General features: G+C 61.3%; 27 protein-coding genes. 20 read left to right on the plus strand and 7 right to left on the minus strand.

The genetic code is table 11. The features are described 5' to 3' along the window. The first annotated feature begins 13 nt into the window (after positions 1 to 13). The 9 genes from gspG to ACR809_RS20830 are packed head-to-tail and all read left to right on the plus strand — an operon-like array spanning position 14 to position 6,080. The gene (gspG, locus tag ACR809_RS20790) at positions 14 to 436 is read left to right on the plus strand and encodes a type II secretion system major pseudopilin GspG (RefSeq protein WP_002889054.1); all 423 of its coding nucleotides are present in this window, start codon (positions 14 to 16) and stop codon (positions 434 to 436) included. Beyond that, the gene (gspH, locus tag ACR809_RS20795; protein ID WP_004191951.1) at positions 436 to 951 is read left to right on the plus strand and encodes a type II secretion system minor pseudopilin GspH; all 516 of its coding nucleotides are present in this window, start codon (positions 436 to 438) and stop codon (positions 949 to 951) included. The genes gspG and gspH overlap by 1 nt, the downstream gene beginning before the upstream one ends. After that, a complete protein-coding gene (gspI, locus tag ACR809_RS20800; protein WP_002889025.1) occupies positions 948 to 1,313 on the plus strand; it encodes a type II secretion system minor pseudopilin GspI in 366 nt (121 codons plus the stop codon). The genes gspH and gspI overlap by 4 nt, the downstream gene beginning before the upstream one ends. Then, on the plus strand, positions 1,310 to 1,906 hold the full coding sequence (gene gspJ / locus ACR809_RS20805; RefSeq protein ID WP_023286045.1) for a type II secretion system minor pseudopilin GspJ: 597 nt from the start codon (positions 1,310 to 1,312) through the stop codon (positions 1,904 to 1,906). The genes gspI and gspJ overlap by 4 nt, the downstream gene beginning before the upstream one ends. Further along, a complete protein-coding gene (gene gspK / locus ACR809_RS20810) occupies positions 1,903 to 2,889 on the plus strand; it encodes a type II secretion system minor pseudopilin GspK (RefSeq protein ID WP_021467522.1) in 987 nt (328 codons plus the stop codon). The genes gspJ and gspK overlap by 4 nt, the downstream gene beginning before the upstream one ends. After that, on the plus strand, positions 2,876 to 4,069 hold the full coding sequence (gene gspL, locus ACR809_RS20815) for a type II secretion system protein GspL (RefSeq protein WP_012737412.1): 1,194 nt from the start codon (positions 2,876 to 2,878) through the stop codon (positions 4,067 to 4,069). The genes gspK and gspL overlap by 14 nt, the downstream gene beginning before the upstream one ends. Continuing rightward, positions 4,062 to 4,547 carry a type II secretion system protein M gene (locus ACR809_RS20820; RefSeq protein WP_004145896.1) on the plus strand — a complete coding sequence of 162 codons (486 nt, stop codon included), beginning with the start codon at positions 4,062 to 4,064 and terminating at the stop codon, positions 4,545 to 4,547. The genes gspL and ACR809_RS20820 overlap by 8 nt, the downstream gene beginning before the upstream one ends. Then, positions 4,537 to 5,283, plus strand: coding sequence for a type II secretion system protein N (locus ACR809_RS20825; protein WP_004145897.1), 747 nt, complete (start codon positions 4,537 to 4,539; stop codon positions 5,281 to 5,283). The genes ACR809_RS20820 and ACR809_RS20825 overlap by 11 nt, the downstream gene beginning before the upstream one ends. Continuing rightward, positions 5,280 to 6,080, plus strand: coding sequence for a prepilin peptidase (locus ACR809_RS20830; RefSeq protein WP_004145898.1), 801 nt, complete (start codon positions 5,280 to 5,282; stop codon positions 6,078 to 6,080). The genes ACR809_RS20825 and ACR809_RS20830 overlap by 4 nt, the downstream gene beginning before the upstream one ends. Positions 6,081 to 6,127: 47 nt before the next feature. Here ACR809_RS20830 and hrpB read toward each other — a convergent pair whose 3' ends face one another. Continuing rightward, positions 6,128 to 8,557 (minus strand): ATP-dependent helicase HrpB, encoded by a 2,430-nt coding sequence (hrpB, locus tag ACR809_RS20835; protein ID WP_122051549.1) that lies wholly within the window; start codon positions 8,555 to 8,557, stop codon positions 6,128 to 6,130. 72 nt (positions 8,558 to 8,629) lie between these two features. Between hrpB and thpR the strand changes: the two genes are divergently transcribed. The 9 genes from thpR to panD all read left to right on the plus strand — a co-directional run bounded on the left by thpR (position 8,630) and on the right by panD (position 15,625). Next, the gene (thpR, locus tag ACR809_RS20840) at positions 8,630 to 9,166 is read left to right on the plus strand and encodes an RNA 2',3'-cyclic phosphodiesterase (protein WP_004177389.1); all 537 of its coding nucleotides are present in this window, start codon (positions 8,630 to 8,632) and stop codon (positions 9,164 to 9,166) included. Further along, positions 9,166 to 9,882, plus strand: a complete 717-nt coding sequence (gene sfsA / locus ACR809_RS20845; RefSeq protein WP_002888848.1) for a DNA/RNA nuclease SfsA — start codon at positions 9,166 to 9,168, stop codon at positions 9,880 to 9,882. Before thpR ends, sfsA begins: the two co-directional genes overlap by 1 nt. A gap of 162 nt (positions 9,883 to 10,044) precedes the next feature. Beyond that, positions 10,045 to 10,500: an RNA polymerase-binding protein DksA gene (gene dksA, locus ACR809_RS20850; protein ID WP_104158837.1), complete on the plus strand. Its 456-nt coding sequence runs from the start codon at positions 10,045 to 10,047 to the stop codon at positions 10,498 to 10,500. A gap of 59 nt (positions 10,501 to 10,559) precedes the next feature. After that, positions 10,560 to 11,441, plus strand: coding sequence for a tRNA glutamyl-Q(34) synthetase GluQRS (gene gluQRS, locus ACR809_RS20855; protein ID WP_023316458.1), 882 nt, complete (start codon positions 10,560 to 10,562; stop codon positions 11,439 to 11,441). 62 nt (positions 11,442 to 11,503) lie between these two features. Further along, positions 11,504 to 12,898 (plus strand): polynucleotide adenylyltransferase PcnB, encoded by a 1,395-nt coding sequence (gene pcnB / locus ACR809_RS20860; protein ID WP_071526609.1) that lies wholly within the window; start codon positions 11,504 to 11,506, stop codon positions 12,896 to 12,898. After that, a complete protein-coding gene (folK, locus tag ACR809_RS20865) occupies positions 12,895 to 13,374 on the plus strand; it encodes a 2-amino-4-hydroxy-6-hydroxymethyldihydropteridine diphosphokinase (protein WP_004145905.1) in 480 nt (159 codons plus the stop codon). Before pcnB ends, folK begins: the two co-directional genes overlap by 4 nt. A gap of 120 nt (positions 13,375 to 13,494) precedes the next feature. Next, positions 13,495 to 14,286: a 3-methyl-2-oxobutanoate hydroxymethyltransferase gene (gene panB / locus ACR809_RS20870; RefSeq protein WP_002888841.1), complete on the plus strand. Its 792-nt coding sequence runs from the start codon at positions 13,495 to 13,497 to the stop codon at positions 14,284 to 14,286. Positions 14,287 to 14,297: 11 nt separating this feature from the next. Further along, entirely contained in the window at positions 14,298 to 15,152 is an 855-nt protein-coding gene (gene panC, locus ACR809_RS20875; RefSeq protein WP_002888835.1) for a pantoate--beta-alanine ligase, read from the plus strand. Positions 15,153 to 15,244: 92 nt separating this feature from the next. Beyond that, positions 15,245 to 15,625, plus strand: coding sequence for an aspartate 1-decarboxylase (gene panD / locus ACR809_RS20880; RefSeq protein WP_002888834.1), 381 nt, complete (start codon positions 15,245 to 15,247; stop codon positions 15,623 to 15,625). A 35-nt stretch (positions 15,626 to 15,660) separates the two neighbouring features. On the opposite strand, the gene ACR809_RS20885 is transcribed toward panD, so the two are convergent. From ACR809_RS20885 to ACR809_RS20900, 4 genes are all read right to left on the minus strand, one after another. Then, the gene (locus ACR809_RS20885) at positions 15,661 to 16,914 is read right to left on the minus strand and encodes a polysaccharide deacetylase family protein (RefSeq protein ID WP_004145907.1); all 1,254 of its coding nucleotides are present in this window, start codon (positions 16,912 to 16,914) and stop codon (positions 15,661 to 15,663) included. Between the two features lie 58 nt (positions 16,915 to 16,972). After that, positions 16,973 to 17,413: a PTS sugar transporter subunit IIA gene (locus tag ACR809_RS20890; protein ID WP_004177394.1), complete on the minus strand. Its 441-nt coding sequence runs from the start codon at positions 17,411 to 17,413 to the stop codon at positions 16,973 to 16,975. Positions 17,414 to 17,535: 122 nt separating this feature from the next. After that, the gene (locus ACR809_RS20895; RefSeq protein ID WP_002888827.1) at positions 17,536 to 18,306 is read right to left on the minus strand and encodes an ABC transporter permease; all 771 of its coding nucleotides are present in this window, start codon (positions 18,304 to 18,306) and stop codon (positions 17,536 to 17,538) included. Then, positions 18,303 to 19,229 carry an ABC transporter ATP-binding protein gene (locus ACR809_RS20900; protein WP_002888823.1) on the minus strand — a complete coding sequence of 309 codons (927 nt, stop codon included), beginning with the start codon at positions 19,227 to 19,229 and terminating at the stop codon, positions 18,303 to 18,305. Before ACR809_RS20900 ends, ACR809_RS20895 begins: the two co-directional genes overlap by 4 nt. Before the next feature lie 184 nt (positions 19,230 to 19,413). On the opposite strand from ACR809_RS20900, the gene can reads away from it, so the two are divergent. Next, positions 19,414 to 20,076 (plus strand): carbonate dehydratase, encoded by a 663-nt coding sequence (gene can / locus ACR809_RS20905; RefSeq protein ID WP_002888821.1) that lies wholly within the window; start codon positions 19,414 to 19,416, stop codon positions 20,074 to 20,076. A 59-nt stretch (positions 20,077 to 20,135) separates the two neighbouring features. Here can and hpt read toward each other — a convergent pair whose 3' ends face one another. Both hpt and ACR809_RS20915 read right to left on the minus strand, forming a co-directional pair. After that, positions 20,136 to 20,672 (minus strand): hypoxanthine phosphoribosyltransferase, encoded by a 537-nt coding sequence (gene hpt, locus ACR809_RS20910; RefSeq protein WP_002888819.1) that lies wholly within the window; start codon positions 20,670 to 20,672, stop codon positions 20,136 to 20,138. Between the two features lie 4 nt (positions 20,673 to 20,676). Further along, on the minus strand, positions 20,677 to 20,796 hold the full coding sequence (locus tag ACR809_RS20915; protein WP_012542835.1) for a hypothetical protein: 120 nt from the start codon (positions 20,794 to 20,796) through the stop codon (positions 20,677 to 20,679). A gap of 80 nt (positions 20,797 to 20,876) precedes the next feature. Here ACR809_RS20915 and ACR809_RS20920 point away from each other — a divergent pair, with 80 nt between their 5' ends. Next, positions 20,877 to 23,267 (plus strand): glucose/quinate/shikimate family membrane-bound PQQ-dependent dehydrogenase, encoded by a 2,391-nt coding sequence (locus tag ACR809_RS20920; protein WP_122051550.1) that lies wholly within the window; start codon positions 20,877 to 20,879, stop codon positions 23,265 to 23,267. Positions 23,268 to 23,284: the final 17 nt, after the last annotated feature.

The raw sequence follows: 23,284 nt of genomic DNA on the forward strand, positions 1-23,284 counted from the left end.
AATGGAGAAAACTATGCAACGGCAACGCGGTTTCACGTTACTGGAAATTATGGTGGTGATCGTCATTCTCGGCATTCTCGCCAGCCTGGTGGTGCCTAACCTGATGGGCAACAAGGAGAAAGCGGACCGCCAGAAAGTCGTCAGCGATCTGGTGGCGCTCGAGGGAGCGCTGGACATGTATAAACTCGACAATAGCCGCTACCCCAACACCGAGCAGGGGCTGCAGGCGCTGGTGACCGCTCCGGCCGCCGAGCCGCATGCCCGCAACTACCCGGAAGGCGGCTATATCCGCCGTCTGCCGCAGGACCCGTGGGGGAATGAGTATCAGCTGTTAAGCCCGGGTCAGCATGGCGCCATCGACGTCTTCAGCGTCGGCCCGGACGGGATGCCCGACACCAATGACGATATCGGCAACTGGACCCTCGGGAAGAAATAGTGTCTCAGCGCGGTTTCACCCTCCTGGAGATGATGCTGGTCCTGCTGCTGATCGGCGTCAGCGCCAGCATGGTGCTGCTGGCGTTTCCCTCCGCCCGCACCCAGGAGGCCACACAGATCCTGGCGCGCTTTCAGGCGCAACTGGATTTTGTCCGCGAGCGCGGGCAGCAAACCGGTCAGCTCTTCGGCATTATCATCCACCCTGAGCGCTGGCAGTTTATGCGCCTGCAGCCTGCCGACGATAGCGCCCCGGCGGCGGCTGACGACCGGTGGGGCAACGCGCAGTGGCTGCCGCTGCAGGCCGGACGCGTCACCACGGCGGAAACCCTCCCGCGGGCCAGGCTGACGCTGCGCTTTCCCGACGGCCAGGCGTGGACGCCGGGCGAGCAGCCCGACGTGCTTATTTTTCCCGGCGGTGAAGTCACGCCGTTTCAGCTGCGGATTGACGCCGCGACGGGCATCAACGTCGACGCCCAGGGCGACAGCCAGCCGCTGGCGGCGCGGGAGCAGCCATGAAGCGTGAAGCCGGAATGACGCTTATCGAAGTGATGGTCGCGCTGGTGATTTTCGCCCTCGCCGGCCTGGCGGTGATGCAGTCCACCCTGCAGCAAACGCGCCAGCTCGGGCGTATGGAAGAGAAAATCCTCGCCAGCTGGCTGGCGGATAACCAGCTGGTGCAGCTGCGGCTGGAGAAACGCTGGCCTGCCCTCAGCTGGTCTGAAACCACCGTGGAGGCCGCCGGGACGCGCTGGTTTGTCCGCTGGCAGGGAGTGGAAACCGCGCTGCCGCAGCTGCGGGCGCTGGACGTGGAGGTCCGGCGGCAAAAAAGCGATCCCGCGCCGCTGGCCACCCTGCGCACCTGGGTGACGCCGCCATGATAACGAAAATGCGCGGTTTCACTCTGATCGAAACGCTGCTGGCGCTGGCTATCCTCGCCGTCCTCAGCGCCGCCGCCGTGATGGTGCTGCAGAACGTCATCCGCGCCGATGGCCTGACCCGCGAGAAAAGCCAGCAGATCGCGGCCCTCCAGCGCGCCTTTCGCCAGATAGCCGACGATGTCACCCACATCATTCCCCGTCGCGCCAGAAACAGCGACACGTTTTTCTTCGCCGGACGTTTCCAGTTGCAGAGCGACGACTGGGGACTGGCCTTCAGCCGCAGCGGCTGGCCAAACCCGCTGGGGCTCCTCCCGCGCTCGGAGATCCAGAACGTCAGCTACCGTCTGCGCCAGCAGCGGCTTGAGCGTCTGAGCTTCGATCAGCAGGATCCGCTGACCGGCAGCCAGCCGATGGTCCGGGTGCTGCTGCGCGAGGTAACCGCGTTTCGCCTGCGGTTTTACGCCGACGGGCGCTGGCAGGAAACCTGGGACCGCCCGCAGAGGCTGCCGCAGGGGCTGGAGATCACCCTGACGCTGGCGAACAGCGGGGAAATAACCCGCCTGTTTTTACTCACCCCGGGAGGCGGCCAGTGATAAATCGGCAACGCGGCGTCGCGCTCCTGATGGTGCTGTTCATCCTCGCCCTGATGATGATCCTCGCCAGCGCCATGACCGAGCGCACCGCGGTCATGTATCAGCATACCGCCGTGACCCTCGATAATTTGCAGGCCAGATGGTACGCCCTGGCGGCGGAAAATATGGCCGCCGCGCTGCTGCAACGCGATGCGCTGGACTCGCCCAGTCAAACGAACCTGGCGCAAACCTGGGCGCAGGAGGGGCGCCGCTTTACCCTCGACGATGGCGAAATCCGCGCCACGATCCGCGACGGGCACGCCTGCTTTAACCTCAATGCCATCAACCATCGCGCGGATGAGGCTGGCGACGGAACGCCCTACCCGACCGACGTCTTCGTTCGGCTGCTGGCGCTGCTCGGCGAGCCGCCGCTGCGCGCCAGCCAGATCGCCGCCGCCCTTGGCGACTGGACGGACAGCGACGGCCAGCCGCGGCTGAACGGGGCGGAGGACGAGGTCTATATGGCGCAAACCCCGGGCTATCTCGCCGCCAACCAGCCGATGCAGGATGTCAGCGAGTTGCGCCTGCTGGCCGGGATGGACGCCGCGCTCTATCAGCGCCTGCTCCCCTTCGTCTGCGTCCAGCCGGATGACGCGCTGCAGGTCAATGTCAACACCCTGCGCCCCTCCCAGGCCGCCCTGCTGGTGGCCCTCTTTCCCGGCGATCTGACGCTGCAGGAGGCGCAACAGCTGCTGCACAACCGCCCGCGAACCGGGTGGAGCAGCGTCGCCGCCTTTCTCGCGCAGCCGACGCTGCAGAAAACCGATACCACGCTTGCCCGTCCCTGGCTGACGGTGCACAGCGCACGCTTTATCGCCGCTTTTACCGTGGTGACTGGCAATCTACGCTTTCAGCTGCACAGCGTCCTGCAACAATCGGGGCGCACGTTTACCGTCGTCCAGCGGCGATATGGACTCTCTATGGTGGTCGATGAACAAGATTAATGCTTCTCCCCAGGCCATGCTGATCGTGCGCCTCGCCGCCGCGCAGGCGCCGCTGCACTGGCAACTCTTCGCCCCCGGCGAGCCGCACCACGAGGCCAGCGGCCGGTGGCCGACTGACGACGCCAGCCCTTTCCCGGCGCTGGCTGAGCAGTACCCGGCCTGGGTGCTGATCCCGGCCAGCGACTGCGCGTTTCACTCGCTCACCCTACCGGCGGGCCTGCGTAAACCGCCGCTGCAGGTGGCCCCGTTTCTGCTGGAAGAGCAGCTGGCAGACGATGTGGAAGCCACCCATTTTGCTCTGCTCCACCGCCAGCAGGCCCAGTGCGAGATCGTCGCCGTACAGCGGCAAAAAATGCGCGACTGGCTGGCGCGCTGCGAATCGCTCTCCTTACAGCCCCTGGCGTTGACGCCCGACGTGCTGGCCCTGCCCTGGCAACCGCCGGCGTGGAGCGCGGTGCAGGTGGACGAGCAGTGGCTGATCCGCCACCAGCCGTGGGGCGGCATGGCGGCGGAAAACGTCTGGCTGACGGAGCTGCTGCAGAGCGAGGCGGAAGAGCACGTCATCGACAGCTATTCGCCGCCGCCCGCGGCGCCGGGCGTCTGGCGGGAGCAGCCTGCGCAGACATTGCTGACACTTGCCGCACGCCATCCGGCAGCGCAGAAACTCAGTCTGCTGCAGGGGGAGTTCGCCGTCCGGTGGCGGTCTGCGCAGGCGAGCTGGCGTCCGGCGCGGTATGCCGCGCTGGCTCTGGCGTTACTGGCAGGGGCAAACAGCGTGCTGGACCATCGCGATCTGGCGCGTCAGGCCGAGGCGGCGCAACAGGCCAGCCGGGCCTTCTATCACCGCTGGTTTCCGACGGAGAAAAAGGTGATTAACCCGCGACTGCAGATGCAGCAGCACCTGCAAACCCTCACCCGTCAGGCGCAGCATGCCCCCCTCGTCGACCGCCTCAGCGCCTTGCAAAACATCCTCAGCGAAACGCCGGGGATCCGTCTGCGAGCGCTGAGCTGGGATGCCGCGGGCAATCGTCTGCAGCTGGATATCGCCGCGGTCTCTTCCCGGGCGCTGGAGCAGTTTACCCAGCGGGCGCAGCCGCGGTTTCGCGTCCGGCCGGGCGACATGATCACGAAACCGGATGGCATTGAGGGACAACTGACGCTGGAGGAAAACGATGGCTAATCTGCTTATCTGGTGGCGGCAGCGCACGCCGTCGGAGCAGCGCCTGTTGCTTGGTCTGACAGGGCTGCTGGCGGCATGCGCCTTCTGGTATGGGCTGTGGCAGCCCTGGCGAGCCCGCGAGGCGCAGTGGCGGCAAACCCTGGTGAAAGAGCAGGCCAGCCTGCGCTGGATGACGGAGCAGGCTCCGCGCCTGCAGCAGCTCAGCCAGCAGCCCGCGCCGGCGGCAAAAGAGGCGCTCACCGCGCTGGTGATGCGCGAGGCGGCGAGCCACGGACTGACGGTCGTCCGCCTGCAGCCGCAGGGAAAACGTCTGCAGATCACCCTTCAGCCCTGCGCTTTCCAGGCGCTGATCGACTGGCTGGACGCTCCGGCGATGCGCGGCGTCAACGCGATCTCGCTGTCCGTGACCGGGCAGCCGTCGCGGCCCGGCTGGGTCACGGTCAACCATCTGCTGCTGGAGCGCGACGATGAAGGCTAACTGGATCGCGGGCGGACTGCTGCTGGTCCTCTATCTGTTGTGGCTCACCGCCACCGCTCCGGCGCGCCTGCTGGCTCCCATGCTGCCGCCCGGCGTACAGGTGGGGCAGTTTAGCGGCAGCGTCTGGCGCGGCGCGGCGCAACCGGTCTACTGGCATGGGGAACGGCTTGAACGACTGGCGTGGTCGCTGACCCTGGCGGGCTGGCAGGTCTCTCTCAGCGATCCCCGCGGCGTGATGGGTCAGGCCCGGCTGTGGGGCCTTCGCGATCTGCGCCTACAGGAGGGGCGGCTCACCGCCCCCGCCAGCCTGCTCAGCCGCTGGTTGATGTCGACTATGCCCGTCAAGGCCGCGGGGGAGGTCACCTTCAGCCTGACCGAAGGGCGGTTCAGCGACGGACGCTGCCGGCATATCATCGCCGGAGGCGCGCAGTGGCGGCAGGCCCGATTGCACTCCCCGGTCGGCAGCCTGGAGCTGGCCCAGGTTAATGGCACCTTCCGCTGTACGGTGGACGGCGCCGTGGCGCTGACTCTCCGTCAGGACTCTCATCAGCTGAGCCTCAGCGGCCAGGGGACTCTGTCGCCCGATGGCCGCTATCTGTTTCGCGGCACGCTACAGCCCCGGCAGGGGATGCCGCCGCTGCTGGCGCTGCTGGTCACGCGCCCGACAGCGAATAACGCCCCGGGCCCGACGCCGTGGCAGCTGCAGGGAAAATGGTTACCACAGGAGCAAAAATGACGACACTAGCCGCGTTATCGCTGCACTTTCCCTTTGTCTGGTATGGCTTTCTACTGCTGTTCGGCCTGGCGCTGGGCAGCTTTTACAATGTGGTGATCTATCGTCTGCCGCGCATGTTGACCCAGACCGCGGACGACGAGCGGATAACCCTCAGCACCCCGGGCTCTTCCTGCCCGCAGTGCCGCCAGCCGATCGCCTGGCGGGACAATATCCCGCTGCTCAGTTTCCTCTGGCTGGGCCGTCGCGCCCGCTGCTGTCAGGCGCCCATCGCGTGGAGCTATCCGCTGACCGAGCTGGCCACCGGCCTGCTGTTTATCCTCGCCGGAGCTTTGCTGGCGCCGGGCCTGCCGCTGGCGGGCGGCCTGGTGCTGCTCTCGTTCCTGCTGATACTGGCGCGGATTGACGCCCGGACCCAGCTGCTGCCCGATCGCCTGACTCTGCCCCTGCTGTGGGCCGGGCTGCTGTTCAATCTTAACGAGGTGTACATTGCCCTGCCGGATGCGGTCGCCGGGGCGATGGCCGGTTATCTGGCGCTGTGGTCGGTCTACTGGCTGTTCCGCCTGCTGACCGGGAAAGAGGCGCTGGGCTATGGCGATTTTAAGCTGCTGGCGGCGCTGGGCGCCTGGTGCGGCTGGCAGGTTCTGCCGCAGGTGCTGTTGCTCGCTTCGGCCAGCGGGCTGGTGTGGACCCTGCTGCAACGCCTGTGGACCCGGCAGTCGCTGCAGCAGCCGCTGGCCTTCGGTCCCTGGCTGGCGCTGGCCGGCGGGGGTATTTTTCTCTGGCAGCAGATGGTCTAGCGTTTGCGATCCGACTGGCCGGGCAGGATGCCGCCCGGCAGCGGCGGCTACGAGTATTTTTTGCTGCGGCGGGTCGGGGCGGCGTTGGCCGGATCGTCCGGCCAGACGTGCTTCGGATAGCGTCCCTTCATCTCTTTCTGCACCTCGCGGTAGCTCCCTTGCCAGAAGGCGCTCAGATCGCGGGTGATCTGCAGCGGACGCTGGGCAGGCGACAGCAGCTCCAGCACCAGCGGCACCCGCCCCTCGGCGATCACCGGCGTCGTGGCCTCGCCGAACATCTCCTGCATACGCACCGCCAGCGCTGGCGGGTTCTCCGCATGGTATCGGATCGCCAGGCGGCTGCCGGTCGGCACGGTATAGTGCGTCGGCAGCTCGCGATCCAGCTTCTGGCGCAGCGGCCATGGCAGCCAGTCCTGTAGCGCCTGACGCAGATCCAGCGCCTTCAGCGCCCGCAGGGAATGAACGCCGTTCATCTGCGGCAGCAGCCATGTCTCCAGCGAGGCCAGCAGCGAAGCGTCATCCACTGCGGGCCATGCCTCTTCCGGCAGCCACTGCGCCGCACAGTGCAGCCGCAGGCGCAGCTGCTCAGCCTCTGGCGTCCAGTTGAGCACCCCGAGGCCTTTCTCACGAATACCGTTGAGCATCGCCTGATGCAGCTCTGCCTCAGAGGGCTTCGCCAGCGGCTGGGTCTTGATCACCAACTGGCCGATCACCGTCCGCCGCCAGGCTTTTAGCGTCCCCTGCGCTTCATCCCACTCCACCGTGTCGGAACTTTTCGCCAGTTCAGGGCGGGCGGCGATCAGCTCGCCGATTTCCACTGGCAGAGCCAACAGCATGCGGGCATCCGGCGAAGCGCTACCCTGCAGCAGCAGCGGAGCGATAAGCCATTCATGACGGCCCAGCGCGTCGTCGGCGTCCAGCATCGCGCCCATGCCGTTCGCCAGCTGGTAGCGCCCCTCCTGACCGCGGCGGCGGGCGATGCGATCGGCGAAGGCCGACGCCAGCAGCCCCGCCATTAGCCCGGCATCGGGCTGGCCGCCTCGGCGGGCCAGGCGTTTCATCAGCTGCTGCGCTCGCTGCTGCCAGTTGGCCTGCTGACGGGAAAAGACGGCCCCCAAATCCACCAGTCCGCCGCGCGGCGGCTCCTCGAGGATCGCCGCCAGCTTTGCCGCTGTCGCCGCCTCGTCATCGGTCTGCGCGGCGGCCAGCATCGCCGCCAGCCGCGGCTCGTTGCCAAGCGCTGCCATTTTGCGGCCAAACGCCGACAGCCGCTCGCCGTCCAGCGCCGACAGCGCCTCCAGCAGGCGACGCGCGGCGGCCAGATTGACCGCGGGCGGCTGATCCAGCCAGGCCAGCGCGGCCGGATCGTGGCAGCCCCACTGCAGCAGCTCCAGCAACAGCGCCGACAGATCGCTGTGCAGGATCTCCGGCTCGCTCTGCGCCGCCGCCCGTTCCGCCTGTTCTTTGCCGAGCAAATGCAGGCAGATCCCCGGGGAGAGACGACCGGCGCGTCCGGCACGCTGCGTCATCGATGCCTGGCTGATGCGCTGCGTCACCAGCCGGGTCAGGCCGGTACGCGGGTCAAAGCGGGCGACCCGCTCCTGGGCGCTGTCGACCACCAGGCGGATCCCCTCGATGGTCAAACTGGTCTCGGCAATATTGGTGGCCAGCACCACTTTGCGCTTCCCGGCCGGCGCCGGGAGGATCGCTTTGCGCTGTTCGCTTAAGGGCAACGCGCCATACAGCGGGCAGAGAATGACATCCTCCGCCACGCGCTCCGTCAGCTGTTCCTGAACGCGCTGGATCTCGCCGACGCCGGGCAGAAACAGCAGCATCGATCCCTGTTCATGCCGCAGGAGCTCCGCCGCCGCTACCACCACCGCCTCATCAAAACGCTGGTGCGCGGAGAGCGGGCTGAAGCGACGCTCCACCGGATAAGCGCGCCCCTCCGAGACCACCACCGGCGCCTCCGGCAGCAGACGCTGCAGGCGATCGTTATCGAGGGTCGCCGACATAATCAGCAGCTTGAGATCGTCACGTAACCCCTGCTGGACGTCGAGCAGCAGGGCCAGGGCCAGATCCGCCTGCAGGCTGCGCTCGTGAAACTCATCGAGGATCACCAGCCCCACGCCCGTCAGCTCCGGATCGCGCTGGATCATGCGCGTCAGGATCCCCTCCGTAACCACCTCCAGGCGGGTCTGCGGTCCGACGCAGGTTTCGGCGCGCATGCGGAAACCCACGGTCTCCCCCGGCTTTTCGCCAAGCAGTTCAGCCAGCCGCTGCGCGACATTACGCGCCGCCAGGCGCCTCGGCTCGAGCAGGATAATGCGTCCCGCGATGTTGCCCTCGGCGAGGATCTGCAGCGGCAGCCAGGTCGACTTCCCGGCGCCGGTCGGCGCGTTGAGCAAAACCTGCGGCGCATGCTGCAGGGCGGATAACAGTTCTGGAAGGACAGCGGCAACCGGCAATGAGGACACAAAAGGCTCCGGGGGTTAACATTCAGGGGTTCGCATTGTAGCATCCCCCTAATTCATTACCGAGTCTCTATCATGTCTGAGCCGAAAAGGCTGTTTTTTGCGCTTGAACTGCCGTCTGCCGTCCAGAAGCAGATTGTCCAGTGGCGGGCAACGCACTTCCCCGAAGATGCCGGCAGGCCCGTCGCGGCGGATAATCTTCATCTGACGCTGGCGTTTCTCGGCGAGGTGAGCGCGGAAAAACAGCGGGCGCTGGCCGCTCTCGCTGGTCGCCTGCGCCAGCCGGGCTTTACCCTGACTCTGGACGATGCCGGACAGTGGCTACGTTCGCGAGTGGTGTGGCTCGGAACCCGCCAGCCGCCGCGCGGCCTGCTGCAGCTCGCCAGCATGTTGCGCGCTCAGGCGGCGCGCAGCGGCTGCTATCAGAGCCCGCAGCCGTTTCACCCGCATATTACCCTGTGGCGCGATGCTCGCCAGGCGGTGCCGATCCCGGCCCCCGGCTTTCGCTGGACGTTTCCGGTGAACGAGTTCGTGCTCTATGAGTCCAGCTTTAGCCGGGGGCGCACGCGCTACACGGCGCTGGAACGTTATCCGTTTGATAAGGAAAGTTGATGCAGTTTGATCCGCCGTTGCAGCCCGCCATTTTGCTTAAACGTTACAAACGATTTCTTGCTGACGTGGTCACCCCCGATGGCCGCGAGCTGACGCTCCACTGCCCGAATACCGGGGCGATGACCGGCTGCGCCGCCCCGGGCGACACCGTCTGGTATTCCACCTCAGACAATGCGAAGCGCAAATATGCCCACACCTGGGAATTAACTGAAACCCAGCAGGGCGCAGTTATTTGCGTCAATACGCTGCGCGCGAATTCTTTGGCGAAAGAGGCGATTTCCGCCGGAATAATTCCTGAACTTTCAGGCTATAACCAGCTGAAAAGCGAAGTGAAATATGGCGAAGAGAATAGCCGTATCGATATTATGTTACAGGCAGATGACCGACAAAACTGCTATATTGAAGTGAAATCGGTTACGTTGGCGGAGAAAGAATACGGTTATTTTCCCGATGCGGTGACCACGCGCGGTCAGAAGCACCTGCGGGAACTGATGGCCGTCGCGGCAAATGGCGACCGCGCGGTGATTTTATTTGCCGTCCTGCATTCGGCAATTGACCGTTTTTCTCCCGCGCATCATATTGATGCCAGATACGCACAGCTGTTAACAGAAGCCCAGGACAAGGGGGTGGAAATTCTCGCCTGGAAAGCGGAACTTTCTACGACGAGGATGACTCTGAATAAGCCGATCGCCGTGGTGTTAAACCCCGGTAAATAAGTGGCTAAATAGTGTTCGGGTCGCAAGCGCGAATACGCTTTTCTTCACAGGGTTGTCAAGTGTAACGTTTAGATAATTGCTATCCGGAAAAGCATCTGCTATTTATAGCGGCCTGATTTTCCCCCACATGGGGATCGATAGTGCGTGTTAAGGAGAAGCAACATGCAAGAAGGGCAAAACCGTAAAACATCGTCCCTGAGTATTCTCGCCATCGCTGGGGTGGAGCCGTACCAAGAGAAACAGGGCGAAGAGTATATGAACGAAGCCCAGCTGGCGCACTTCAAGCGTATTCTTGAAGCATGGCGTAATCAACTCAGGGATGAAGTGGATCGCACCGTATCGCACATGCAGGATGAAGCAGCTAACTTCCCGGACCCGGTAGACCGTGCCGCCCAGGAAGAAGAGTTCAGCCTGGAGCTGCGTAACCGCGACCGCGAACGTAAACTGATCAAAAAGATCGAGAAAACGCTGAAAAAAGTTGAAGACGAAGACTTCGGCTACTGCGAATCCTGCGGCGTGGAGATCGGCATTCGCCGTCTGGAAGCGCGTCCGACAGCGGATCTGTGCATTGACTGCAAAACCCTGGCGGAAATTCGCGAAAAACAGATGGCGGGCTAATCCCCTGCTGCCTCACTCTCTGGCGGGAGTCTCTCCCGCCTGGTTCTGTTGTCCGTACCATGACTGACTCACGCTATATAGGGCGCTTCGCCCCCTCCCCCTCCGGCGAACTCCACTTCGGCTCTCTGATCGCCGCGCTCGGCAGCTACCTGCAAGCCCGCGCGAACCAGGGCATCTGGCGTGTTCGTATTGAAGATATCGACCCGCCGCGCGAAGTCCCCGGTGCTGCCGATACCATCCTGCGCCAGCTTGACCACTACGGTCTGCACTGGGATGGCGACGTGCTGTGGCAGTCGCAACGGCACGAAGCCTACCGCGAGGCGCTGACGTGGCTGGGCGAGCAAGGGCTGAGCTATTACTGCACTTGCACCCGCGCGCGGATCCACGCCGTGGGCGGGATCTACGACGGCCACTGCCGCGATCTCGGGCTGGGGGCGGAAAACGCCGCGCTGCGCCTGCGCCAAACCCGTCCGGTGCTGCAGTTTAGCGACCGTCTGCGCGGCACGCTCATCGCCAATGAGCCGCTGGCGTGTGAGGATTTTATTATCCACCGTCGCGACGGGCTGTTCGCCTACAACCTGGCGGTGGTGGTCGACGACCACTTTCAGGGGATCACCGAGATTGTCCGCGGCGCAGACCTGATTGAGCCGACGGTGCGGCAGATTTCGCTGTATCAGCATTTTGGCTGGCAGGCGCCGGATTACCTCCATCTGCCGCTGGCTCTCAATGGCGACGGCAATAAACTCTCTAAACAAAACCACGCGCCGGCGCTGCCGGAAGGCGATCCGCGCCCCGAAATCGTCCGGGCGCTCCGCTTTCTGAATCAGGCGATCCCCGAGGAGTGGCAGGCCCTGAGCATCGATGATTTACTCGTCCAGGCCGTCGCCAACTGGCAGCCGGCGAAAATCGAGCATTCTCAAATGGCTCCCGCTGAGCTATGATTAGCCGCTATTTTTACACTGTACAGTTGATCTGAAGTCCGTCTGACACTACGAGGTGCACCATTTTTACCCGAGTCGCTAATTTTTGCCGTAAGGTGCTAAGCCGTGAGGAGCGCGAGGCAGAAGCCGCCGTCGAACCAACGCCTATGACGGTGATCCCGCGTGAGCAGCATGCTATTTCCCGCAAAGATATCAGTGAAAACGCCCTCAAGGTCATGTACCGCCTCAACAAGGCGGGCTACGAATCCTGGCTGGTCGGCGGCGGCGTCCGCGACCTGCTGCTTGGCAAAAAGCCAAAAGATTTTGACGTTACCACCAACGCCACGCCGGATCAGGTACGCAAGCTGTTCCGCAACTGCCGTCTGGTTGGGCGACGTTTCCGCCTGGCGCATGTGATGTTCGGGCCGGAAATCATTGAGGTCGCCACCTTCCGTGGCCATCACGAAGGGCATACCACCGATCGCGTCACCTCCCAGCGGGGCCAGAACGGCATGCTGCTGCGCGATAACATCTTCGGCTCGATCGAGGAGGATGCCCAGCGTCGCGACTTCACTATCAACAGCCTCTATTACAGCGTGGCGGACTTTACCGTTCGCGACTACGTCGGCGGCATGAAGGATCTGCAGGACGGCGTGATCCGCCTGATCGGCAATCCGGAAACCCGCTATCGCGAGGATCCAGTGCGCATGCTGCGCGCGGTGCGCTTTGCTGCCAAGCTCAATATGACCATCAGCCCGGAAACGGCTGAACCGCTGCCGCGCCTGGCCGCCCTGCTCCACGATGTGCCGCCGGCGCGTCTGTTCGAAGAAGTGCTCAAGCTGCTGCAGGCCGGGTATGGCTACCAGACCTACATGCTGCTGCGGGAATACAGCCTGTTCCAGCCGCTGTTCCCGACCATCACCCGCTACTTTACCGAGCGCGGCGACAGCCCGATGGAGCGGATCATCAGCCAGGTGCTGAAGAATACCGATACCCGCATTCATAACGATATGCGCGTCAATCCGGCCTTCCTCTTCGCGGTGATGTTCTGGTATCCGCTGCTGGAGACGGCGCAAAAAATCGCTCAGGAGAGCGGCCTGGCGTACTACGACGCCTTCGCCCTGGCGATGAACGATGTGCTGGACGAAGCCTGCCGTACGCTGGCGATCCCTAAGCGCATCACCACCCTTATTCGTGATATCTGGCAGCTGCAGCTGCGCATGTCCCGTCGTCAGGGCAAACGCGCCTGGAAGCTGATGGAGCATCCGAAATTCCGCGCCGCCTATGACCTGCTGGAGCTACGCGCCGGCGCCGAGAACAACCACGAACTGCAGCGCCTGACCAAATGGTGGGGCGAATTCCAGGTCGCCGCGCCGCCGGCGCAAAAAGATATGCTCAACGACCTCGGGGACGATCCGGCGCCGCGCCGTCGTCACCGTCGTCCGCGCAAGCGCGCGCCGCGCCAGGGTAGCGCATGACTCTGGTCTATATCGCTCTTGGCAGCAACCTTGCTTCTCCACTGGAGCAGGCGCAGGCGGCTATCCGCGCCCTGGGCGAAATTCCGCACAGCCGCGTGGTCGCCGTCTCTTCGTTCTACCGCACGCCGCCGCTGGGCCCGCAGGATCAGCCGGACTATCTCAACGCCGCCGTTGCGCTGGAAACCGCCCTGCCCCCCGAGACGCTGCTCGATCATACTCAGCGCATCGAACTGCAGCAGGGGCGAGTGCGCAAAGCCGAACGCTGGGGGCCGCGCACGCTGGACCTCGATATCATGCTGTTTGGCGATGCTGTCATTAACAGCGAGCGCCTGACCGTTCCGCACTACGATATGAAAAACCGCGGCTTTATGCTCTGGCCGCTGTTCGAGATCGCCCCGGACCTTCACTTTCCTGACGGACCGGCGCTGCGCGCCGTGCTGGATAATCTCGGCGCGGAAAAGCCCGCCAGCTGGTAATCCCCTCTTCCTTTTTTAGCATTTGCGGCGATCGTCGTAATCGGTTGCCCAAAATCATTGCCCCTCTGAATGCTGCTGTTAGAATGCCGGTTAATATGACTTTCATCATCAGGAAATGTTATGAAACCGACCACCATTGCCCTGCTGCAGAAATGCAAACAGGAAAAGAAGCGCTTTGCCACCATTACCGCCTACGATCACAGCTTCGCGAAGCTGTTCGCCGATGAAGGCATAAATGTGCTGCTGGTAGGCGACTCGCTGGGAATGACGGTGCAGGGTCACGACTCCACCCTGCCGGTTACCGTGGAAGATATCGCCTATCACACCCGCGCCGTCCGCCGCGGCGCGCCAAACAGCCTGCTGCTTGCCGACCTGCCGTTCATGGCCTATGCCACCCCCGAGCAGACCTTTGCAAATGCCGCCATCGTGATGCGCGCTGGCGCCAATATGGTCAAACTCGAGGGCGGCGCCTGGCTGGCCGACACCGTGAGGATGCTGGCGGAGCGCGCGGTGCCGGTTTGCGGCCATCTTGGCCTGACGCCGCAGTCGGTGAACGTATTCGGTGGGTATAAAGTGCAGGGTCGCGGCGATGCGGCGCAGACCCTGTTTGAAGACGCGTTAGCGCTGGAGGCGGCGGGTGCGCAGCTGTTGGTCCTGGAGTGCGTGCCGGTTGAACTGGCGAAGCGCATCACCGACGCTCTGACCATTCCAGTGATCGGCATCGGCGCGGGCAACGTCACCGACGGGCAAATCCTCGTGATGCATGACGCTTTCGGCATTACCGGCGGCCACATTCCTAAATTTGCCAAGAATTTCCTTGCCGAAGCGGGCGACATCCGCGCCGCGGTGCGGCAGTATATTGCCGAAGTCGAATCCGGAGTCTATCCGGGCGAAGAACACAGTTTCCATTAAGGAGTCTTGTTGTGCTGATTATTGAATCCGTACTGCTGCTGCGGCAGCATATCCGCCGTCTGCGTCAGGAAGGTAAGCGTATCGCGTTGGTCCCGACGATGGGCAACCTGCATGATGGTCATATGAAGCTGGTTGATGAAGCCAAAGCCAGTGCGGACGTGGTGGTGGTCAGTATTTTCGTCAATCCGATGCAGTTTGACCGCGTCGACGACCTGGCGCGCTACCCGCGCACCTTACAGGATGATTGCGAAAAGCTGAACAAACGTCATGTCGACTTTGTCTTCGCGCCGACGCCGGCGGAAGTGTACCCCCAGGGTACTGAAGGCCAGACCTACGTCGACGTTCCGGGATTATCCACCATGCTCGAAGGCGCCAGCCGCCCGGGCCATTTCCGCGGCGTGTCGACCATCGTCAGTAAGCTGTTCAACCTTGTTCAACCAGACGTCGCCTGCTTCGGCGAGAAAGACTTCCAGCAGTTGGCGCTGATCCGCAAGATGGTCGCCGACATGGGCTACGACATTGAGATCATCGGCGTGCCGATCGTCCGCGCGAAAGATGGCCTGGCGCTGAGTTCGCGTAACGGCTACCTGACCGCCGACCAGCGCAAAATCGCGCCTGGTCTGTATAAAGTGCTGAGCGCGGTGGCGGAAAAGCTGGCCGCCGGCGATCGGCAGCTCGATGAGATCATCGCTATCGCTGAACAAGAGCTGAATGAGAAAGGCTTCCGCGCCGACGACATTCAGATCCGCGATGCCGACACCCTGCTTGAGCTGACCGATGCCAGCCAGCGCGCGGTGATCCTGATGGCCGCCTGGCTGGGGCAGGCCCGCCTGATCGACAACCGGATCGTCACGCTCGCTCAGTAGACAGCGGGTAAAAATCGGGCAATACTGCCCGGGCTTTTCTCAGGGCGGGCGCCGTGTCCGCTCTGCTACATTAAGGTTGAAGGGTAGAAGTTATGATGCGTAATATGCTGCAGGGCAAGCTCCACCGCGTAAAAGTCACGCAGGCGGACCTGCACTATGAAGGTTCTTGCGCCATTGACCAGGACTTCCTGGATGCGGCCGGTATTCTGGAGAATGAAACTATTCACCTCTGGAACGTCACCAACGGCAACCGTTTCTCCACCTACGCCATTGCCGCCGAGCGGGGCTCCCGGATCATCTCCGTTAACGGCGCCGCCGCGCACTGCGCCAGCGTCGGCGATATTTTGATCATCGCCAGCTTCGTTACCATGTCGGACGAAGAGGCGCGCAGCTGGCAGCCTAACATCGCCTACTTCGAAGGCGACAACGAAATGAAGCGCCAGGCAAAAGCTATTCCGGTACAGGTCGCCTGATGGCCGCGACGCTGCGCTCAGGCGCAGCGTCGGTATTACCCCTGCGGCTGGTTACTGATCAGCCGCGACATCGTCTCCAGCGAATCCGTGCGTAAGATATATAACCGCTTTAACAGAAACGGATTGTCCCCCGGCTTCACCTTCCCACGCACCGTCGTTACCGCCATATGAAACCCGGCGTCATTCGCCGCCTGCACCGCCGTAGCGTTATAGCCGCCGAAGGGATAGGAAAGGTAGAGAACGTGCGGATTAAACTGGCTCAGCGCCCGGCGCGAGCGGGCGAAATCAAACAGAATATTATGGTAATTGCGACTGAATAAAATCGGCCGCCGGCCGGCGTCAACCCGATGCAAGAAGTGAGTATGCGACTGAATATCAAAGACGTCCTGGATCTGGCGTAGCTCGGAAATGCTCATAAACTGCAGGGATTTCGGATCCCACTTCTGCGGATGGCGCTTAATACGCGAGGAGATAATAAACGCGGTGGCATGGAAACCGTACTGTTTCAGCACCGGATAGGCGTAGCGGTTCACCGATTTCAAGCCATCATCGAAAGTGATCGCCACCGCCCGCGCCGGGAGATTGATTTTATTACGCACATAGCCTTCCAGCTGATACAGGGTCAGCGTGGTATAGCCCTGATCGCGCAGCCAGGTCATCTGATTCGTGAAGGCGCGAACCGAGGTGGTGGTCGACGTATGACGAAAACGGGTGTTCTCTTCATCGCGCAGAATATGGTGATAGGTCAGCACGGGAATACCGTGATCCTCCTGCGCGTCCAGACTACTGACCCACGCCAGCCGGTCGCCAATGCGGATCTGAAACCAGGTCTGATTGAGCCGGTCCTTCAGCTTGCTGAGGATCGGATAGCGCAGATTGTTGGCCAGCGTGCCGAACGGCGCGCTGCTTACCGAGGGAGCGTCATAGAGCGGTGTATCTTTCCAGGTGAGTAAATTTTGGTTACTCAGCGGTTTATTAAGATCCCCCAAACGGTCCTCCACCCGCTGCTTGCCCTGCACCGGCTCGAGATGCCCTTTATCAATAAACCCGGTGCCAAAGCCGAAACGAAACTCATAGTAGTCAGCCGCCGTCGGGACGACTGCGAGGATCTGCCCGGCACGAACATTGCCGACGCTGACCACATGGTTTCCCACCTGCGCCCAGATGACCGCGTCTTCGGTGGTTTGCATATAGCGCACAGCCTTGCCCTGCTGGCTAAGCAGGCTGGCGGAGGCGCTGAGTGAGGTCAGGAAAAGAAGCAGGGTCAAAAATCGGGCAAGCATACGCATCAAACCGTTATACCATCAACGGCGGTTATTGTAACAAAAGCGGTATCTGTCCCGCTGCTTAATTTCCCCAGGCATCATGGCGCAACCGGAACGGGGGGTTCTTCTGCTGCTGATGCCACAGGCTGCTCACCATCGGCCCGCCCGCGCTGACGATCGCCTGGCGAAACGCCACGCTGCTTAACGTGCCTCGCAGGAGATACATTCGCTCAAGGAGTGGATAGCTGACGCCGGAGATCACTTCGCAGTGGGTATGTTTGTGGCTCATCAGCGCCGCGGCCCGATAAGGCGCCGCACCGGTTTTGTCAGTGAGAAAAATGACCCCGTCCCCGGAGTCGGTGGCATGCAGCGCATCGCACATCATCCGGCTCAACATATTGCTGCTGAGATTGCGCCAGTAATTGACCGCCCGGCACTGGGCCAGCGGACCAAACTTTTGTTCAAGACGATCCAGCATCTCCTGCGCCAGCTCATCGTGACAGGTAATGACCCATCCGAGCATGCTTCCCTCCTTAGCCAGCGAATAATGTAGCAAGGTGAAGATGACGTATCGGTGATGGGAGTCAAAGATAAGCGGTTAGCGCTTCGCATATTTACTTCAGGAAGCGCTAACCATGATGAGTATCAGCTACGCAGGCCGCGACCGCGCTGAATTAACGACCAGCACAGCAGATAGAAGGCGACAATGAACACCACCAGCACGGCGAAGGTGGTCGCCAGCGGGACGTCGTTGATACCGAGGAAGCCGAAGCGAAAACCGCTGATCATGTAGACGATGGGGTTCAGATGCGACAGCCCCTGCCAGAACGGCGGCAGCAGGGTCAGCGAGTAGAACACCCCGCCGAGATAGGTCAGCGGCGTCAGCACAAAGGTCGGGATCAGGCTAATGTCATCGAAGGTCTTGGCAAACACTGCGTTCAGCAGCCCGGCCAGCGAGAACAGCACCGCGGTGAGGAGCAGCGTCAGGGCGACAAACAGCCAGGAGTGAACCTGGAACGGCACAAAGAATAGCGACACCGCGGTCACCAGGATACCTACGCACAGTCCTCGCGCTACCCCGCCGCCCACGTAGCCGGCGATAATCACATGCGTCGGCACTGGCGCCACCAGCAGCTCTTCAATATTGCGCTGAAACTTGGCGCTGAAGAAGGATGAGGCGACGTTGGCGTAAGCGTTAGTGATCACCGCCATCATGATCAGGCCCGGGACGATAAACTGCATATAGGTAAAACCATGCATCTCACCAATGCGCGAGCCGATCAGGTTGCCAAAAATCACGAAATACAGGGTCATGGTGATCACCGGCGGCACCAGCGTCTGTACCCAGATGCGCATAAAACGGTGGATCTCTTTGGTCCAGATGCTTTTCAGCGCGACCCAATAAAGCTGCATCATGCTGATTCTCCTTTTCGCTCATGCACCAGCGTGACAAACAGCTCTTCCAGACGGTTAGCTTTGTTACGCATACTCAGTACCTGCACCCCCTGGGCGCTCAGCTGCGCGAAGACGCTGTTAATTCCCTGCTCACGCAGAACCTCCACTTCCAGCGTCGAGGTATCGACCAGCTGGTACTGGTAGCCTTCGAGCTTCGGCACCGGGCTTTTTGGCGCGAGGTCAAGAATAAAGGTCTCTGACTTCAGCTTCGACAGCAGCGCTTTCATCGAGGTGTTTTCCACCAGCTCGCCGTGCTGGATGATGCCGATGTTGCGACATAGCATTTCGGCCTCTTCGAGATAGTGGGTGGTCAGGATAATGGTGGTTCCGCGATCGTTGAGATCCTTGAGAAAGCCCCACATCGAGCGACGCAGTTCAATATCGACGCCGGCGGTCGGTTCGTCGAGGATCAGCAGCTTCGGCTCATGCATCAACGCGCGGGCGATCATCAGACGGCGCTTCATCCCGCCGGAGAGCATTCTCGCGCGTTCGTTGCGTTTTTCCCACAGGTCGAGCTGTTTTAAATACTTTTCACTGCGGGAAAGGGCTTCTTTACGCTCAACGCCGTAGTAGCCCGCCTGGTTAACGACGATCTGCTGCACGGTTTCGAACGGGTTGAAGTTAAACTCCTGCGGCACCAGGCCAAGCTGGCGCTTGGCATTGACGACGTCTTTCTCCAGATCGTAGCCAAAGACATTGACCTGACCAGAGGTTTTGTTCACCAGCGAGCTGATGATGCCGATGGTCGTGGATTTTCCGGCCCCGTTCGGGCCCAGCAGGGCATAAAAATCCCCCGCTTCGACCTGCAGGTCGATCCCCCGCAGCGCCTGAACCCCGCCGGGATAGGTTTTTTTGAGCTGTTTTAATTCCAGAGCAATGGTCATTAAATATCTCTTCTCGTGTCGTGACACGTCATTAACCCGCCTGACTCACGTTTGCGCTGGACCGGCGCTGACGCCGCCAACGCATCTGCAGCCTGAAGTATCACGGGTTAAGATGGTTTTAAAAAAGGTGAGCTTACCCTATATTAGCGCAACGCACTTACTTGGTTACAGGCCGATAACGTCCATGAATGATATAGATACACTCATCAGCAACAATGCACTATGGTCAAAAATGCTGGTGGAAGAGGACCCCGGCTTTTTTGAGAAACTGTCGCAGACGCAGAAACCACGCTTCCTGTGGATTGGCTGTTCGGACAGCCGCGTTCCCGCTGAGCGACTCACCGGCCTGGAGCCTGGCGAACTGTTCGTGCATCGTAACGTAGCGAACCTGGTGATCCACACCGATCTCAATTGTCTGTCGGTGGTGCAGTATGCCGTCGATGTCCTGGAAGTCGAGCACATTATTATCTGCGGCCACTACGGCTGCGGCGGCGTGCAGGCGGCGGTGGAGAACCCGGAGCTGGGGCTTATCGACAACTGGCTGCTGCATATCCGCGATATCTGGTTTAAGCACAGCTCGCTGCTCGGTGAAATGCCAGAGGAGCGCCGTCTGGATACCCTTTGTGAACTGAACGTGATGGAACAGGTGTACAATCTGGGACATTCGACGATTATGCAATCCGCGTGGAAGCGCGGACAGAAGGTGACCATCCACGGCTGGGCTTACGGGATTCACGACGGACTGCTGCGCGATCTGGATGTCACCGCTGTGAGCAGGGAAACCCTCGAACAGCGCTATCGCCACGGGATCTCCAACCTCAAGATCAAGCACATCAACCACAGATAGCCTTCAGACTTCGCCACCCTGGAGAGCGCGGCGCGCGCTGTCCAGAGTGGGATATCCCCTTACTCGTCCAGCAGGGTGACTTTGCCGATATACGGCAGATGGCGGTAGCGCTGAGCATAGTCGATACCGTAGCCCACCACGAACTCATCCGGAATCGCGAAACCGACGTATTCAACCGGGACGTTCACTTCGCGGCGGCTGGGTTTATCAAGTAGCGTACAAATGGCCAGCGATTTCGGCTCGCGCAGGCTGAGGATTTCGCGAACTTTAGACAGGGTATTGCCGGAATCGATGATGTCTTCCACGATCAGAACGTCTTTACCACGGATGTCTTCATCCAGATCTTTAAGGATTTTCACATCACGAGTGGTGGACATGCCGCTGCCGTAGCTGGAGGCGGTCATAAAATCGACTTCATGCGGCACCTGCACTTCACGGCACAGGTCGGCCATGAACATAAACGAGCCGCGCAGCAGCCCCACCAGCACCATTTCGCTGCCGCTGTTCTGATAATGTTCGTTGATTTGACGACCCAGTTCCGCGATACGCGCTTTGATCTCGGATTCCGGGATCATCACTTCTACAGTATGTTTCATAATACTAACCATTTGATTCTAAATATAAATCATCAAAGCCGCTGCTTTCGCCCCGACGATGACCGGCAAGCCATCCAGTATACCAGCAAAAAGAAATCTTCGGTGCAGGGATTAATAAAGCCATATTTGTGATTCCGATCACACTTGTTAAATCCTATAATTAATTGCAGTTAAAAAATTTAACAAACACATGAGTAACTTTTTATGGCTGAAACAAAGTCTCAACAATCAAGGCTCCTGGTGACGCTGACTGCGCTATTTGCAGCGTTCTGCGGCCTCTATCTATTAATCGGCGGGGCATGGCTGGTCGTGCTTGGCGGCTCCTGGTACTACCCTATCGCCGGGCTGGTGATGCTGGGCGTGACCGTAATGCTGTTCCGCGGCAAGCGCGCTGCTCTGTGGCTGTACGCCGCGCTGCTTCTGGCGACCATGATCTGGGGCGTCTGGGAAGTTGGTTTCGACTTCTGGGCGTTGACGCCGCGTAGCGATATCCTCGTCTTCTTTGGCATCTGGCTGATCCTGCCCTTTGTCTGGCGTCGTCTGCCGGTGCCTTCCGCTGGCGCCGTTGGCGCGCTGGTCGTCGCCCTGCTGATCAGCGGCGGCATGCTGACCTGGGCTGGTTTTAACGACCCGCAGGAAGTCAACGGCACCCTGAGCGCCGACGCTACGCCGGCCGCACCGATTTCCACCGTCGCCGACGGCGACTGGCCGGCCTATGGCCGTAACCAGGAAGGCCAGCGCTTCTCCCCGCTGAAGCAGATTAACGCCGATAACGTGAAGAACCTGAAGGAAGCCTGGGTGTTCCGCACCGGCGACCTGAAACAGCCGAACGATCCGGGTGAAATCACTAACGAAGTGACGCCGATTAAAGTCGGCGATACGCTCTTCCTGTGTACCGCTCACCAGCGCCTGTTTGCGCTGGACGCCGCCACCGGTAAAGAGAAGTGGCATTTTGACCCGCAGCTGAACGCCGATCCGTCGTTCCAGCACGTCACCTGCCGCGGTGTTTCTTATCACGAAGCGAAAGCGGATAACGCCCCTGCCGACGTCGTCGCCGACTGTCCGCGCCGCATTATCCTGCCGGTGAACGATGGTCGCCTGTTCGCGGTAAACGCCGACAACGGTAAGCTGTGCGAAACCTTTGCTAATAAAGGTATTCTCAATCTGCAGACCAACATGCCGGTCACCACGCCGGGCATGTATGAACCCACTTCACCGCCGATCATCACCGATAAAACCATCGTGATTGCCGGCGCGGTCACCGATAACTTCTCTACCCGCGAGCCGTCAGGCGTGATCCGCGGCTTTGATGTGAATACCGGTAAACTGCTGTGGGCCTTCGATCCGGGTGCGAAAGATCCGAACGCCATCCCGAGCGATGAACATCACTTCACGCTCAACTCGCCGAACTCATGGGCGCCTGCCGCCTACGACGCTAAGCTGGATCTGGTCTATCTGCCGATGGGCGTGACCACTCCGGACATCTGGGGCGGCAACCGTACGCCGGAGCAAGAGCGTTATGCCAGCTCGATTGTGGCACTGAACGCCACCACCGGTAAGCTGGCCTGGAGCTATCAGACCGTCCATCACGATCTGTGGGATATGGACATGCCTTCCCAGCCGACGCTGGCTGATATTGAGGTCAACGGCAAAACCGTACCGGTCATCTATGCCCCGGCGAAAACCGGCAACATCTTCGTGCTGGATCGTCGTAACGGCGAGCTGGTGGTCCCGGCGCCGGAAAAACCAGTACCGCAGGGCGCTGCCAAAGGTGATTACGTTACCAAAACCCAGCCCTTCTCCGATCTGAGCTTCCGTCCGAAGAAAGATCTGACCGGCGCGGACATGTGGGGCGCCACTATGTTCGACCAGCTGGTGTGCCGCGTGATCTTCCACCAGCTGCGCTATGAAGGTATCTTCACCCCGCCGTCTGAGCAGGGCACGCTGGTGTTCCCGGGTAACCTGGGGATGTTTGAATGGGGCGGTATCTCCGTCGATCCGAACCGTCAGGTGGCTATCGCCAACCCGATGGCGCTGCCTTTCGTCTCAAAACTGATCCCGCGCGGGCCAGGCAATCCGATGGAGCCGCCGAAAGATGCGAAAGGCTCTGGTACCGAGTCCGGCGTGCAGCCGCAGTACGGCGTCCCGTACGGCGTAACGCTGAACCCGTTCCTGTCGCCGTTCGGCCTGCCGTGCAAACAGCCGGCCTGGGGGTATATCTCCGCCCTGGATCTGAAAACCAACGAAGTGGTATGGAAAAAACGTATCGGTACTCCGCAGGACAGCCTGCCGTTCCCGATGCCGGTTAAACTGCCGTTTACCATGGGGATACCGATGCTGGGCGGTCCGATCTCCACGGCCGGTAACGTCCTGTTCATCGGCGCGACTGCAGATAACTACCTGCGCGCGTATAATATGAGCAACGGCGAGAAGCTGTGGGAAGCCCGTCTGCCAGCCGGCGGTCAGGCGACTCCGATGACCTACGAAGTGAATGGCAAACAGTATGTTGTCATCTCTGCCGGCGGTCACGGCTCGTTCGGTACCAAAATGGGCGATTATATTGTCGCCTATGCGCTCCCGGATGACGCCAAATAAAACGCAAAACGGCAACG

It is taken from the genome of Klebsiella sp. CD33 (assembly GCF_051992865.1).
GTDB lineage: Bacteria > Pseudomonadota > Gammaproteobacteria > Enterobacterales > Enterobacteriaceae > Klebsiella > Klebsiella pneumoniae.

What these genes read in the sequence shown, in the direction of transcription:
- gspG (WP_002889054.1), top strand. Translation starts at nt 14, where the DNA reads ATGCAACGGCAACGCGGTTTCACGTTACTGGAAATTATGGTGGTGATC.
- gspI (WP_002889025.1), top strand. Translation starts at nt 948, where the DNA reads ATGAAGCGTGAAGCCGGAATGACGCTTATCGAAGTGATGGTCGCGCTG.
- gspJ (WP_023286045.1), top strand. Translation starts at nt 1,310, where the DNA reads ATGATAACGAAAATGCGCGGTTTCACTCTGATCGAAACGCTGCTGGCG.
- gspL (WP_012737412.1), top strand. Translation starts at nt 2,876, where the DNA reads ATGAACAAGATTAATGCTTCTCCCCAGGCCATGCTGATCGTGCGCCTC.
- ACR809_RS20820 (WP_004145896.1), top strand. Translation starts at nt 4,062, where the DNA reads ATGGCTAATCTGCTTATCTGGTGGCGGCAGCGCACGCCGTCGGAGCAG.
- ACR809_RS20825 (WP_004145897.1), top strand. Translation starts at nt 4,537, where the DNA reads ATGAAGGCTAACTGGATCGCGGGCGGACTGCTGCTGGTCCTCTATCTG.
- ACR809_RS20830 (WP_004145898.1), top strand. Translation starts at nt 5,280, where the DNA reads ATGACGACACTAGCCGCGTTATCGCTGCACTTTCCCTTTGTCTGGTAT.
- thpR (WP_004177389.1), top strand. Translation starts at nt 8,630, where the DNA reads ATGTCTGAGCCGAAAAGGCTGTTTTTTGCGCTTGAACTGCCGTCTGCC.
- sfsA (WP_002888848.1), top strand. Translation starts at nt 9,166, where the DNA reads ATGCAGTTTGATCCGCCGTTGCAGCCCGCCATTTTGCTTAAACGTTAC.
- dksA (WP_104158837.1), top strand. Translation starts at nt 10,045, where the DNA reads ATGCAAGAAGGGCAAAACCGTAAAACATCGTCCCTGAGTATTCTCGCC.
- gluQRS (WP_023316458.1), top strand. Translation starts at nt 10,560, where the DNA reads ATGACTGACTCACGCTATATAGGGCGCTTCGCCCCCTCCCCCTCCGGC.
- folK (WP_004145905.1), top strand. Translation starts at nt 12,895, where the DNA reads ATGACTCTGGTCTATATCGCTCTTGGCAGCAACCTTGCTTCTCCACTG.
- panB (WP_002888841.1), top strand. Translation starts at nt 13,495, where the DNA reads ATGAAACCGACCACCATTGCCCTGCTGCAGAAATGCAAACAGGAAAAG.
- panD (WP_002888834.1), top strand. Translation starts at nt 15,245, where the DNA reads ATGATGCGTAATATGCTGCAGGGCAAGCTCCACCGCGTAAAAGTCACG.
- ACR809_RS20885 (WP_004145907.1), bottom strand. Translation starts at nt 16,914, where the DNA reads ATGCGTATGCTTGCCCGATTTTTGACCCTGCTTCTTTTCCTGACCTCA.
- ACR809_RS20890 (WP_004177394.1), bottom strand. Translation starts at nt 17,413, where the DNA reads ATGCTCGGATGGGTCATTACCTGTCACGATGAGCTGGCGCAGGAGATG.
- ACR809_RS20895 (WP_002888827.1), bottom strand. Translation starts at nt 18,306, where the DNA reads ATGATGCAGCTTTATTGGGTCGCGCTGAAAAGCATCTGGACCAAAGAG.
- ACR809_RS20900 (WP_002888823.1), bottom strand. Translation starts at nt 19,229, where the DNA reads ATGACCATTGCTCTGGAATTAAAACAGCTCAAAAAAACCTATCCCGGC.
- can (WP_002888821.1), top strand. Translation starts at nt 19,414, where the DNA reads ATGAATGATATAGATACACTCATCAGCAACAATGCACTATGGTCAAAA.
- hpt (WP_002888819.1), bottom strand. Translation starts at nt 20,672, where the DNA reads ATGAAACATACTGTAGAAGTGATGATCCCGGAATCCGAGATCAAAGCG.
- ACR809_RS20915 (WP_012542835.1), bottom strand. Translation starts at nt 20,796, where the DNA reads ATGGCTTTATTAATCCCTGCACCGAAGATTTCTTTTTGCTGGTATACT.
- ACR809_RS20920 (WP_122051550.1), top strand. Translation starts at nt 20,877, where the DNA reads ATGGCTGAAACAAAGTCTCAACAATCAAGGCTCCTGGTGACGCTGACT.